This window comes from Oceanibacterium hippocampi, assembly GCF_900172325.1.
GTDB lineage: Bacteria > Pseudomonadota > Alphaproteobacteria > Sneathiellales > Sneathiellaceae > Oceanibacterium > Oceanibacterium hippocampi.
In genome coordinates, this window is sequence record NZ_FWFR01000001.1 from 995,521 (window position 1) to 1,008,157 (window position 12,637).

Annotated in this window: 8 protein-coding genes; 2 read left to right on the forward strand and 6 right to left on the reverse strand. The window is 68.2% G+C overall.

Annotated elements, in window-relative coordinates; translation table 11 throughout:
* Positions 1–65: 65 nt before the first annotated feature.
* Genes OCH7691_RS04660 through OCH7691_RS04675 form a run of 4 tightly spaced genes read right to left on the reverse strand, consistent with a single transcriptional unit; the run spans position 66 to position 6,652 of the window.
* Positions 66–2,153: an HD-GYP domain-containing protein gene (locus tag OCH7691_RS04660; protein ID WP_176244910.1), complete on the reverse strand. Its 2,088-nt coding sequence runs from the start codon at positions 2,151–2,153 to the stop codon at positions 66–68.
* Entirely contained in the window at positions 2,150–2,893 is a 744-nt protein-coding gene (locus tag OCH7691_RS04665; RefSeq protein WP_085882215.1) for a transglutaminase-like cysteine peptidase, read from the reverse strand. The genes OCH7691_RS04660 and OCH7691_RS04665 overlap by 4 nt, the downstream gene beginning before the upstream one ends.
* Positions 2,890–4,215 carry an HlyD family type I secretion periplasmic adaptor subunit gene (locus OCH7691_RS04670; RefSeq protein WP_085882216.1) on the reverse strand — a complete coding sequence of 442 codons (1,326 nt, stop codon included), beginning with the start codon at positions 4,213–4,215 and terminating at the stop codon, positions 2,890–2,892. Before OCH7691_RS04670 ends, OCH7691_RS04665 begins: the two co-directional genes overlap by 4 nt.
* Positions 4,202–6,652: a type I secretion system permease/ATPase gene (locus OCH7691_RS04675; protein ID WP_217807797.1), complete on the reverse strand. Its 2,451-nt coding sequence runs from the start codon at positions 6,650–6,652 to the stop codon at positions 4,202–4,204. The genes OCH7691_RS04670 and OCH7691_RS04675 overlap by 14 nt, the downstream gene beginning before the upstream one ends.
* 381 nt (positions 6,653–7,033) lie before the next feature.
* On the opposite strand from OCH7691_RS04675, the gene OCH7691_RS04680 reads away from it, so the two are divergent.
* Positions 7,034–8,389 (forward strand): TolC family outer membrane protein, encoded by a 1,356-nt coding sequence (locus OCH7691_RS04680; protein ID WP_085882218.1) that lies wholly within the window; start codon positions 7,034–7,036, stop codon positions 8,387–8,389.
* A 28-nt stretch (positions 8,390–8,417) separates the two neighbouring features.
* Here the strand turns inward: OCH7691_RS04680 and OCH7691_RS04685 are convergent, their stop codons facing one another.
* Positions 8,418–9,104 (reverse strand): transglutaminase-like cysteine peptidase, encoded by a 687-nt coding sequence (locus tag OCH7691_RS04685; protein WP_176244911.1) that lies wholly within the window; start codon positions 9,102–9,104, stop codon positions 8,418–8,420.
* A gap of 163 nt (positions 9,105–9,267) precedes the next feature.
* Here OCH7691_RS04685 and OCH7691_RS04690 point away from each other — a divergent pair, with 163 nt between their 5' ends.
* A complete protein-coding gene (locus OCH7691_RS04690; protein ID WP_085882220.1) occupies positions 9,268–11,421 on the forward strand; it encodes an HD domain-containing phosphohydrolase in 2,154 nt (717 codons plus the stop codon).
* 51 nt (positions 11,422–11,472) lie between these two features.
* On the opposite strand, the gene OCH7691_RS04695 is transcribed toward OCH7691_RS04690, so the two are convergent.
* Positions 11,473–12,552: a helix-turn-helix transcriptional regulator gene (locus OCH7691_RS04695; protein ID WP_085882221.1), complete on the reverse strand. Its 1,080-nt coding sequence runs from the start codon at positions 12,550–12,552 to the stop codon at positions 11,473–11,475.
* Positions 12,553–12,637: the final 85 nt, after the last annotated feature.

The following is a 12,637-nucleotide window of genomic DNA, read 5'->3' on the forward strand; positions in this document are numbered from 1 at the left end:
GAAGAATGCACGTATATCGTGTATCGTCACTCGGATTGTCGCCGGGGTGGTGACGCCCCGCTGGCCTAGTGCGCGGTGTGGGAAACCGCCGACGATGCCTTGAGCGCGGCCTCGCGTCGCCATTCCGTGGAGAGCGCGATTCCCTCCGGACTGTCGAGGAAGTTCCGGAGCGCGGAAACAACGTCCGGATCGTACTTCTCGGGATGCATCTCGAAGATACGCAGCGCCTCTTCCGCGCTGATCGTTTCGCGGTAGGACCGCGGCGAGATCCGGGCGACGAAGACATCGACGGTACCGAGGATCCGCGCCGCCATGCAGATCCGCTCGCGCTTCATCCCCGCCGGATAGCCGGACCCGTCGAGTCGCTCGTTCATCTGGCCGACCGCGTCGACGATGTTCCGGTCGAAGTTCATTTTCTGCAGGGTCTGGGCGGCGCCGGAGACATGGGCACGGAGCTGGATGAGCTGACTCGGGCTCAGCCGGCTTTCGCTGAGCCGCAGGCTGGGCGGGACCGACAGCTTGCCGATCTGCGACAGGCTGGCGGCGAACTGCAGCATGGACACCGCCTCCGGCGTGAAGCCGAGCATGCGCGCGACGCCGCTGGCGAGATGGGTGACCCGTCCGCTGTGGCCGGCGAGATAGTGGTCGTTCTGCTCCATCGCGTGGGCGAGCACGGCGATGGTCTGGTACATCGCCTTTTCCTTGATCTGCTGGCGTTCCATTGTCGCGGTGACGTCACGGGCGACCGTGACGACGCCGATCGCCTTGTCGGCGCTGTCGCGCAGCGGCGTCTTCGAGATATGCAGATAGATGAAGCCGTCGCCGTCGGCGAGCTTGTGGTGCTGCTCCACCATGCCGTTTGTGGCCAGCGCGTTGCGGTCCGCCTGGTTCAGCCGGCGGGCGAACTCGGCGTCAAAGATGTCGCTGTCGGTGCGGCCGATGATGTCGGCGGCATTCCGGTCGAGCGCCTTGGCGAAGGCCGGATTGACGTAGAGATAGCGGCCGTCGATGTCCTTGACGCCGATGTGTTCGCTGATCGCGCTGTTGATCGCGTCGAGCAGGCGGCGCTGGTCCTGGATGCGGCCGGCGAGGCGACGGAACTGCTCGGCCAGCGCCCGGTTGGAGTCGCTCCGCTGCTTGTACCAGAAGCCGGCGATGGCGGCGGCCGCGGCAAGCAGCGCGAGGACGGTCAGGCTGCCGGCGAAATTCCGGAACTCGGCCAGCGGGGCGAGTGCCTTGCGGACCTCGTACTCGTGGCTCACGACCCAGTCGGTGTCGGCCAGGTGATAGCCGGCGGCGAAGACCGCGACGTCGTGGCCCGGGCCGCGACGGGCGGCGAACCGGGTGGCGAAGGCGGCATCCTCGTCGGTCGCGCGGAAATGCGGCTTGGACCAGGGCCGCACCTCGACCGCGCCTTCCGGCATGCGCTGGAAAAGGCGGGTCCGTTCACCGGCACGGGTTTGCGCGGTCGGCGACAGGAGTCGGCCAAGCGCCTGCGAGGCCGGCAGGGTGACGATCAGCGTCGCCGCGAAGCGTTCGGCGCCGTCGTTTGCGATCTGCGGCTCGTTCACCGGCATGACGAGATCGAGTTCGAGGCCGCTTTGTCCTTCGCGGAAGCGGGAGAAACTCGTCTTGCGCCGGGCCGCCACGGCGATCGCCGCGAGGCGCTGTTCGTCGCTGAGGCGCGGCGCATCGGCGCTGGCCAGCAAGGCGCGGCCGCTCGGGTCGGCGAGATAGGCGGCGGCGAGTCCGCTGTCACGGGCGAAGGCCGTGATGCTGGCCTGCATGTAGGGAAGCTGGCGGGCCAGCGCGTCTGGAAGCCCGTCGCGGTGCAGATCGGCCTCGGTGGCGAACAGCTGCACCGTCGGCGCATTGGCGAAGCGCCGCGCCAGTCCCTCCTGCGCTTCGAGCCAGGTCTTCAGCACCTCGGCGCGGGCGCCGACCACGAGTTCCGTATGCTGCTTGGTGGTCGCGACGATCATGTTCTTGCGGCTGTTCACCGCGTACCAGAGAACGGCGAAGGCGAAGACCGTGATCAGCAGGAAGCAGGTGATGGCGAGCGCCATGCTCCGGCGGGCGCCGACCGGGCGAAGACTGCCCGCCGGAGCATCCAGCATGACGCGGAGCGGACTGATGCTCTCGTTGCTGTTCATTGCGGCATACCTCCGCGATGTTCCGGTTCCGCCGCCGTCCCGGCACCGTCCCGAAGCGCGAGCCAGGGGGCCATGTGGGCCCAGCGGGTCTCCCCATTGAGCGAGATATGGGGCAGGTAGAAGCGCATGTCCGCGGCCTTCTGCAGATGATCGCTGCGCGAATCGAGAACCCATGTGCCCCGGGTCCTGACGATCAGGACGGCATGCGGGCGGTCGCGCAGCGTGTCCGTGACGATGACGATCCGGAGCTGGTGGTCGGCGAAGCCCAGTTCGCGCAACAGGACGTATTTGAGGACCGCCAGGTCGAGCGGGTCGCCGCCCTCGCGCAGGGTTTCCTTCGGCCCGGCCCAGCGCCCGTCGGGTTTGGCGAGGGGCGCGTCCGGGGCAGTGGCGAGGCTGTTCACGAACTGGTTGACGCCGGCCAGCTGCCGGCTGTTCGGCTGTCCTTCGAGCAGCATTTTCCTGGCCACCCAGCGCGCGACCGAGAAATTGCTGCAGTTCGTCTCGTCCCGGGCGCAGGCGTTCACCGCCATCCGGAAGGCCGGCAGTCCGGCCAGGATATGACGCCATTGCGGGAAGGCGCCGAGGTCGTGCGAGGGAAATTCCAGCGAACCGAACAATCCGGTCTCGACGGCCAGCGGCGCCTCGGCGGCACGGGTGACAGTGCCGGCCAGGCCACATGCCAGCAGCAGAGCCATGAGCGCCGCCAGTCCGTGGCGCTGTCGCCGATACCCGCTCATCGCTCCCTCAACGCATTGTCGCGCGCCTTCAGGATCGGCTTCAGCAGATAGTCCAGTATCGATTTCTTGCCGGTCAGGATGTCGACCGAGGCGACCATGCCCGGGATGATCGGCAGGCGCTGCTCGCCCCGCTGCAGGTAGGTCTTCTCGGTACGGACGGCGATCTTGTAGAAACTGTTGCCCTCGTCGTCGACGATTGTGTCGGCGCCGATCCTGTCGACCGTCCCTTCGAGACCGCCGTAAATCGAGTAATCGTAGGCGGTCAGCTTGACCGTCGCCTTCTGGCCGGGACGGATGAAGGCGATGTCGGCGGGCCGGACCTGCGCCTCGACCAGCAGGCCGTCCTCGATCGGCACGATCTCGACGATATCCTGGCCGGGCTGCACGACGCCACCGACCGTGCGGATCTTGAGCTGCTTGACGATGCCCTTGACCGGGGAGCGAACCTCGGTCCGGGTGACCCGGTCCTGGGACGCCGAGATGGTCGTGCCAAGTGCGGTGAACTCCGAGGTCCGGGCGTTGAGATCGCCGGTCGCCTGGCTCCGGAAACTCAGGATCTTTTCCTCGATCCGCTGGTTGGCCTCGCGGATCGCCGCCTGGGCGCGCGGAATGCCGAGCCGGGTTTCCGCCTCCTCGCCCTTCAGGTCGTTGTACTGGCGGCGCAGCTTCAGCATCTGCACCTTCGGCACGATCCCCTTGTCGGCGAGCGGCTGGTTGAGCTCGAGCTCTTCCTTCGCCAGCGCCATGCTTTCGCCGATCCGGTTGAGCCGGCTGTTCAGTTCGGTCACCTCCTGGCGACGCTGGTCGGCCTGGCGGCGGAGAATGGAAATCTGGCTCTGCAGTTCGGCCTGGCGGGCATCGTAGAGGGCGCGTTCGCGCACCGCGACCTCGCGGGCCTCGGCGAGCAGCTCCGGTGCGAACTCCAGCGGCCGGTCGTTGGCCTCGGCGGAAAGTCGGGCGATCTCGCCCATCAGCGTGTAGTAACGCGACTGCTTCTCGTCGAAATCGGCGGCTGCCGACTTGTCGTCGATGCGAACCAGCACCTGCCCTGCCTCGACCGCGTCGCCCTCGGCGACGAGGATGGCGTCGAGGATGCCGCCCTCGAGATTCTGCACGACCTGGACCTGGCTCGTCGGGATGACCCGCCCCGCGCCGCGCGTGAATTCGTCGATGATCGAGTTCGCGGCCCAGAAATAGGCGGCGACCATGAAGGCGGTGATGGCGAGCAGAAGCAACACCGAGGCCGGCCGCGGTCCCTGCAACCGGGCTGCCAGCACATCGGAGGCGTAATCGGCGTCTTCCCAGCGGTCAGCGGTCGCCATCGGGGCCTCCCTTCGGCGCCGGCGCGGCAGGTTTCGCGGCGGCCGGCCGGGCGACCTGGCCGCTCTGTTTCGTGGCGCCGATTCGCCGGGCATTGGCGAGGCCGAGGACCTCGTCGCGCGGCCCGTCGGCGACGATCTCGCCGTTGCCGATGACGATGACCCGGTCGACGAGTTGCAGCAGCGAGCTGCGGTGCGTGATCATCAGCAGGGTGCGGCTGCCGAGCGACTCGCGCATGCGCTGGATGAAGGCCTGTTCCGTCCGGTTGTCCATCATGCTGGTCGGCTCGTCGAGGATCAGGACCTTCGGATCGTTGAGCAGCGCGCGGGCAAGCGCCACCGCCTGGCGCTGGCCGCCCGAAAGCGTCACGCCGCGCTCGCCGATCACCATGTCGTAGCCCATCGGCTCGTGCCGGACGAAATCGTCGACGCCGGCAAGGCGGGCGGCGCGGAGGATCATCCGGTCGTCGGCCAGCGGATTGCCGAGCGCGATATTCTCGCGCATCGTGCCCTGGAACAGCACGACGTCCTGCATTAACGTGCCGATCGCCTGGCGCAGGTCGGCCGGGTCGATCTGGCGGATGTCGGTGCCGTCCAGCAGGATCGAGCCGTCGTCAGGGTCGTAGAGCCCGATCAGAAGCCGCGACAGCGTCGTCTTGCCCGAGCCGACCGGGCCGATGATGCCGACGCGTTCGCCGGGCCGGATCTCGAAGCTCATGTTCTTCAGCGACGCGATCTGGCTTTCCGGATAGCGGAACGAGACGTCCTCGAAGCGGACGCTGCCCCGGATGTCGGGGCGGTTCAGATGGTTCTTGCCCTGCGGGCGCTCGACCGGCAGCGCCATGATGTCGTTCAGGCCCTTGAGCGCGACCATCGACTGGTTGAGGCGGGCGAGCAGGCCGGCGACCTGGCCGAGCGGCGCCATCGCGCGCCCGGTCAGGATGGTACAGGCGATCAGCGCGCCGACCGTCATGTCGCCGGACATGATCCGGTAGACGCCGAAGACCACGACGGCGACCGTCACCGCCTGCATCACGGTCGAGGCGAAATTGACGCCGAAGCCGGCGACCGTGCGGGTTCGCACGGCTGTGCGCGCGGTGGCGCCGACGAAGCGTTCCCATTCGCGCTGCATGTGGCCTTCGACGCCGAGGCTCTTGACGGTGTCGAGGGCGTTGATCGTTTCGACCAGGATGCCGTGCTTGCGGCTCGCTTCCCTGTTCTGCTGACGCATCGCCCGGCGCATCGGCCATTGCAGGATCAGCCCGGCGCCGATGACCACCGGCACCGCGATCGCCGGGATTGCCGCGATCGGCCCGCCGAGCAGCCAGACAATGGCGAGGAACAGCCCGATGAATGGCAGATCGACGAGCGCCACCAGGGTCGCCGAGGTGAAGAAGTCGCGCAGCGACTCGTACTCTTTCAGGTAATGGGCGAACTCGCCGGCCGATTTCGGCCGCGCCTTGACCTTAAGGGCCAGTACCTGCTCGAAGAGCCGGCTGGAAAGCAGCACGTCGGCCCGCTTCCCGGCATTGTCGACGAAATAGGCGCGCAACGATTTCAGCAGGATGTCGAAGCCCAGGATCGTCGCCATCCCGGCGGCGAGGACCCAGAGCGTCTCGACCGCCTGGTTCGGTACGACCCGGTCGTACACGTTCATGACGAAGATCGGGCTGGCGAGCGCGAACAGGTTGATCAGCACCGCCGCCAGCGCGACCTGCATGTAGGATGGCCAGAACCGGCGCAGCGTGCCCCAGAACCAGGAACGCGGGTTCTGGCTCGCGGCCTCGGCTTCCGCGGCGCGGCGGAAGCGGTGTTCCGGCCGGACGAAAATCGCATAGCCCGCGTAGAGCGCCTTGACTGCCTTGAGCGGCAGGATCTCGCTGCCGTCGCCGGTCTCGGGCAGGATGATCTCCGCGCGGTCGCCGTCGAGACGGCGCAGCAGCACGCAGGCGGACCGGTTCTTGAGCAGCAGCACCGCCGGCAGCACCATGTCGGGTACCTGGTCGAGGCCGCGGCGGGAAATCCGCGCGCTCAGATCGAGGCGGCCGGCGGCGCGCAGGAAGGTGGCGGGCGTAAGCTTGCCGCCTTCGAGCGGCAGGCCGTTGGTCAGCGACGCGGCGCTGGGCGCCCCACCGAACAGGCGCGCAACGACGCGCAGGCAGCCGAGCAGCGGATCGGCGGGTTCCGCGGCGATCTCGGCGGCGCTGACGACCCAGTCGCTTTCGGCCTGCGCCGCGCTGCCCGCATCGTTGTGGTCGGCGGCTGCCGTGTCCTGCGCCGGCGCCGTGCCGTTGCGGCCACCCATGCCGAACAGTTCACGCACGCCGCGCGACCGGGCAGCCTCCGGTGTCGCCAGCGTGCCGAGACGCTGCCGATCGTTGTCGGCGGCCGCATCGCGTCTCGCCGCGGCTCCCTTCCCGTCTGGTGCCGTAAGCGTCACCCTGTGCAACCCCTCATGCCGTCGCCGCCATAACCGGTGTCCGGAAATGTTACCATCCGGGAACGTTTATGGCGCCCCGCCTCCTTATGAACGGTTAATTCCGGGGGGCCGATCATTGCGAACAAGTCGCGGCGGGGAACGCCGGTCGCGGGCCGCGCCGCGAAATCCATACTTTACGAGTAACCATATAAGGTTTTGAAAGTGAAAGCATTTCTTAAACCTTTCGAAATCATCCTCAGTTGTCTCGCGTGGGCAAAAATGTGATATGTTCCAGCGGCTCGCAATGATGCCTGTGCGGACGGGGGACCGTTGCTGTCCGCATTGTGTCTAATCAAGTTCGTAGCGCCCCGCTAACGCAGGATAGCGGGGCTGGAGATCCGGATGCATTCGCTGAAATCGTTGTCGACATCCATTGCCGTCGTCGCATTGGCCGGGCCTCTGGCCGTCGGGCTGTTCACCGGCGCCGCCGGCGCTGCGTCCCTGAAGGAGACCGTGCAGGCGGCGATCGGTACCTACCCGGAAATTTCCGAGGCGGCCTACAATCGCTACGCCACCGAACGCGAGCTCGATCAGGCGCGCGGCCTTTACCTGCCGAGTGTCGATCTCCAGGCCGGATACGGACCGGAATGGACGGACGACCAGAGCTTCGACAACAAGTGGCTGACGCGCAAGGAATCGCGCATCACGATCCGCGAAACCATCTTCGACGGCTATGGCCGCGAGGCCGAGGTCGAGCGCCAGCAGGCGCGCACCGACGCCGCCGCCCATCGTGTCCGGGAGCGGACCGAGGCGATCGGCCTCGACGTCGTCCAGGTCTATCTGAACGTGCTCCGCAACCGCGAGATCATCCGCCTGGCCGAGGAGAATGTGGAGGCCCACAACGCGACGCTCGGAACCGTTCGCGACCGCTTCGATGGCGGGCAGGGCGGCATCGGCGACGTGCAGCAGGCCGAAAGCCGGCTTTCGGCAGCCAATGCGGCACTGATCCAGGCGCAACGCGACCTCGACGAGGCGGAGATCATTTTCCGCCGGCTCGTGCAGCAGGTCCCGGCCGATCTCGAGGAGCCCGCAGCGCCGGTCGCGGCGCTGCCCCCCGATCCGGACGCGGCGGTCGAGCGGGCACAGACCGAGAGCCCCGACATCCAGCTCGCCGTTGCCGATGTCGATACCTCCCGCGCCGAGCTGCGGGCCTCGAAGGCAGGCTTCTATCCGAGCCTGAACGTCGAGGTCAGCGGTTCGATGAACGAGGACATCGACGGCGTCGAGGGGCATGACGCCGATTTCCAGGCGCTCCTCGTGATGCGCTACAACCTGTTCCGCGGTTTCATCGACCGCAACCGGCAGCGCGAGGCGGCGGCCCGCCTGTCGCAGACCCAGGCGCGGCTCAACCGGCTCCGTCTCGAGGTCGCCGAAGAGACCCGGCAGTCGTGGAGCGCATACCAGCGCGCCCTGGCGCGGGTCGAGGTGCTGGACGGCCAGACGCTTTCCAACAGCCAGGTTCTCTCGACCTATCGGCAGGAGTTCGATATCGGCCAGCGCGACCTGCTGGACCTGCTGGATTCCGAGAACGAACTGTTCCAGTCGCGGACCCGCCACGTCACCAGCCGCTACGCCGCGCTGTTCGCCCAGTTCCGTCTGCTTGCCAGCATGGGCGTGCTGATGGACGCGCTCGGCGTCGAGGTGCCGCAATCGACGGTGGCCAACGCGCGGAGCTCGACCTGGTCGCTGCCGGACTAGGCAGCGGCGCAGCCGCCAGCCGGCGGTCTCAGCCGGCCGGGCGGTAGCGCCACCAGCCGTTTTCGTTGACCGAGTAGATCGGCCGGTAGTGGCGGATCCGTCCGGCTTCCACGACCATCGAGATCTGGTTGTCGAGGACGTAGATCTTGTCGCCCTCCCGCACCGTCAGCACGGCATGCGGAATCCCGAGGTTGAGGTCCTGCAGGACGACGATCCGGAGGTCGTCCGCCGGCACGCCGATGGCGCGCAGCGAGAAATACTTGGCAATCGCATAATCCTCGCAATCGCCGAAGCGTCGGAAGAACTCGTCGGGCGAGGCCCAGTAATCCTTCACGCCCCAGTTGATCGGGTCGAGGATGTAGCGATAGCGGTTCATGAAATCGTTGACCGCCTCGAGCTGGCGCAGCCGCGGCTTCCCGGCGACGTCGCGGATCAGCGCCTGCCAGCGTTCGTAGTGGCAGCGGTTGAAGGTCGGGTCGTCGCAGCTTCCGGCCCTGTCCTTGCGGGCCTCGAAATAGCGCTCGATGGCGCCGGTCCAGCGCGGGAACGGCTTCAGCCCCTGATGCGCGGTGGCGCGGCTGCCGAACAGGATCGTCGTGTCGCCGGTGCCGGTCGCACCGGCGGCCGCGCCGACGGTTCCGACCGCCGTGCCGGCGGCGAGCAGGCCGGCGAATGCCAGCGCCCGGAGGCGGGCGGCTCCCCGCCCTCTCGCCATGTTGATCCCCTGTCGCCGCATTAAGTCACTCTTAACCCTGACAATGGCACCTTCCGGTCGATATGACCGATCGAAATCCCGCCCCGATGACCATGCGCCGCAACCGGTTAACGCAAGTTTATCGCCGCCTCGCCGGCTGCCCCATGCCTGTGCCGGGGCGCCGATGATCGGCGATCTCGCCGGCGCCGCCGGCCACACGCCGGCCCGCCTCGAGGGCCGCCTGCCGCTGATCGGCGGGCTGATCCTGATCGCGGCCGTCCTGGTCGGGGCCTTCTTCTCCTGGCGTTTCGTCGAATCCGAACGGGCCCGCGAGCTGCAGCAATGGCAGGTCCGCCTCGGCCTCGTTGCCGACAGTCGCGCCGCCGCGGTCGAGCAATGGCTCGACGACCGCCGCGGCACGCTCCGCGACCTGGTCGAGAATGCCTCCGTCCAGCTCTACCTGACCGAGCTCTCGCTCGCCCGCGACGGCGGCGGTCGGGCAGGTGGCGCGGGCGCCGAATCCGAGTATCTCGCCAACCTTCTCGAGGTCGTGGCCGAACGCGACGGCTATACCGCGCCGGTCGTCGGCCCGCGCGTCAACGCCAATGTCGCCCGCGTCGGCCAGGCCGGCCTCGGGCTCACCGACGCCGACGGCAACCTGCTGGTCGCGACCCGCGACATGCCGCCGATGACCACGGCGCTGCGCGAGGCGATGGCGCGGGCTGCGGGCGGCGAGGCGGCCTTCGTCGATATTCACGAGAATGCCGCCGGCAATCTTTCGCTGGGCTTCGTGCTGCCGGTCTTCGCCGTGCAGGAATCAGCGGCGGGCAGCCGCGTCGTCGGCTTTGCCGTCGGCCTTCGGCTGCTCGGCGACGGCTTCTTCCGGCTGCTCGACCAGCCCGGCGAGACCGCGGAAAGCGCCGAGACCTTCCTGGTCCGGAAGGACGGCGCGATGATCGTCTACCTGACGCCGCTGCGCGACGGGACGCCGGCGATGAAGCGACGGCTCGCCGCCGACAGCGCCGATCTCGCGGCCGCGCGGCTGGTCGCCGACAGGGGCGGCTTCACCCTGACCCGCCGCTACGACGGCACGCCGGTCCTGGCGACCGGCCGGGCGCTGGCCGGGGCGCCCTGGTATCTCGTCCGCATGATCGCCCGTGACGAGGCGCTGGCCGCGGTCGAGCAGCGTCTCGACACGATCCTGATCGTGCTGTTCGCCAGCATCATCGGCGTCGCCATCGCGATCTTCGCGGTCTGGCGCCATGGCAGTTCGGTGCGCGCCCACGCCATGGCCGGCGATTACCGGGCGATGGCCGAACGGCTCGAGGAATACAGCGACTTCCTGCGCATCGTCACCGACCGCCAGCCGACCGCCATTGCCGTGGTCGATGGCGAGGACCGCTTCACCTTCGCCAATGCCGGGGCCGCCGCCGGGGCCGGAATCGGCCAGGAAGACATGATCGGCATGCGGCTGCGCCAGGTCATCGGCCCGGTCATGGCCAGGGACATCGAGGAAACCAACGCTGCCGTGCGCGGCGACGGGCACGCACGCACGGTGACCCGACGGATCGCCGCCGAGGAGAACGACGACGGTTCCGGCGAGCGCATCGTCCTGCGCGAACACCGGCCGCTCGGCGAGAGCGCTCAGAAGCGCGGCCGGATCCTGATCGTCGAGCACGACATCACCGAACTGGTTGTCGAGCGCGAGCGGCGCGAGCAGGTCATGCGCGATCTTGTCTCGACACTGGTCACGCTGGTCGATCGCCGCGATCCCTTCTCGGCGGACCAGTCGCGCCGGGTGGTCGAGGTCGCCGCCGCGATCGCCACCGAACTCGAGGTCGACGAAACAACCGCGCAGACGATCGACATCGCGGCCCGCCTGATGAATCTCGGCAAGCTGCTGGTGCCGAGCAACCTGCTGACCAAGCTCGGTGCCCTGGACGACGACGAGAAGCAGCTGATCCGGGACAGCATCCTGCAGACCGGAGACCTGCTGGCCGGTCTCGACTTCCGTCTGCCGGTGGTGGAAACGCTTCGCGAAGTGCAGGAACACTGGGACGGGACCGGGTACCCGAACGGCCGGGAGGGCGAGCGGATCCTGATCGCCGCGCGAATCATCGCAGTCGCCAATGCCTTCGTCGGCATGGTAAGCCCGCGGGCCTATCGCTCGGGCATGGATTTCTCGACCGCTTGCGACGTGCTGTCGGCCAATGGCGGCCGACGCTTCGACCGCCGGGTCGTCAGTGCGCTTGTCTACGTGCTGGAAAACCGCGGCGGGCGCGAGCGCTGGGCCTATTTCTCCGAGCCGCCGAAGCTGATCGCCCACCTTCCGGAATAGGACTTGCCGGTTTGACGGCGCAGTTCCGCGTCGCTTCCGGGCGAGGTCCGCTCAGGTGGCGCCGGGCAGGGCAGCCGGGCCGGTCAGCACAAGCTTGATCAGCTCCGCCTGGCGGTTCGTATCGGTCTTGCGGAAGATCTGCCGGAGCTGGGAGCGTACGGTGTGCTGGCTCAGGCCGAGGTCGCCGGCGATCGTCTCCAGCGTCGCGCCGTTGGCCAACAGGGCGGTCAGCCGGGCTTCGGCCGGTGTCAGCCCATGGAGCCGGGCGAGCGCGTCGGTCGAGAGCGAAGGCGGTGCCGAGGGATCGGCAAGGAAGATCACGGCGCCGCCCTCGGCGCGCTCGTGCAGCGGGGCGACGAGGGCCGAGATCGCTCCCTCCGTCCGATGGCGCTGCAGCCCGATGGTGCAACCGAGTTCGGCATCGGCGACCCCGTCGAGGGTGGCGCGCACAAGCTGGTCGAAGGCATGGCGGTCGGCCGCGTGGCTGGCCCGGCAGATCCCGTCCCGGTCGATGGTCAGGCCGGTCGAGGCGTCGAGCAGCGCCCGCGCCCTTTCATTGGCAAGGCGAACCCGGCGCATCCGGTCGATGATGACGATCCCGAGCGGCAGGCGGTCGAGCAGCGCGGCGACCGGTGATTCCGGTGCGAGCGGCGGCAGGCCGGTGCGGGACAGCCGGCTGCGGTTGCGAACCACGGCGCTGATCAGCGTACGGGCCAGCAGTGCCTCGTCGATCCGGGGCGTGTCGAACACGTCCTCGAAGCCGTGCTCCAGCAGAGAATAGCGGACCGTCTCGTCGAGCCGCCGCGGGACATAGGCAATGACCGGCCGGGTGTCGCCCGCGCCGGCGGCGGCGACCATCGTGGCGAGATGCGACGCCTCGTAGCCGTCGATGTCGATGATCACGACGTCGGCCGGCGCCTCCGCCTGCAGTCGGCGGACCGAAACCGGATCGATTGCGGAGCCGGTGCGGAAGCTCGGCCGGCGGATCCGGCCGATGGCGCGCCGGAGCATGGCCAGGCGATCCCCATGGGCGCTGACCACGAGAATCGCGGCCTTGTCGATTTCAAGAATTCTCGGCTGCATCGCGAAGGCGGTCGGGATTGCGCCCGCCAATTGCCTGTCCAGCAGCATCCATACACTCCCCACGCCGTCCGCGACAAGCGCGTGACTCCGCCCCCGAAGCGGGGGCTCCTCCGTTCCTAACGGAATAACGCCG

What these genes read in the sequence shown, in the direction of transcription:
- OCH7691_RS04695 (WP_085882221.1), bottom strand. Translation starts at nt 12,552, where the DNA reads ATGCTGCTGGACAGGCAATTGGCGGGCGCAATCCCGACCGCCTTCGCG.
- OCH7691_RS04670 (WP_085882216.1), bottom strand. Translation starts at nt 4,215, where the DNA reads ATGGCGACCGCTGACCGCTGGGAAGACGCCGATTACGCCTCCGATGTG.
- OCH7691_RS04660 (WP_176244910.1), bottom strand. Translation starts at nt 2,153, where the DNA reads ATGAACAGCAACGAGAGCATCAGTCCGCTCCGCGTCATGCTGGATGCT.
- OCH7691_RS04665 (WP_085882215.1), bottom strand. Translation starts at nt 2,893, where the DNA reads ATGAGCGGGTATCGGCGACAGCGCCACGGACTGGCGGCGCTCATGGCT.
- OCH7691_RS04690 (WP_085882220.1), top strand. Translation starts at nt 9,268, where the DNA reads ATGATCGGCGATCTCGCCGGCGCCGCCGGCCACACGCCGGCCCGCCTC.
- OCH7691_RS04685 (WP_176244911.1), bottom strand. Translation starts at nt 9,104, where the DNA reads ATGGCGAGAGGGCGGGGAGCCGCCCGCCTCCGGGCGCTGGCATTCGCC.
- OCH7691_RS04680 (WP_085882218.1), top strand. Translation starts at nt 7,034, where the DNA reads ATGCATTCGCTGAAATCGTTGTCGACATCCATTGCCGTCGTCGCATTG.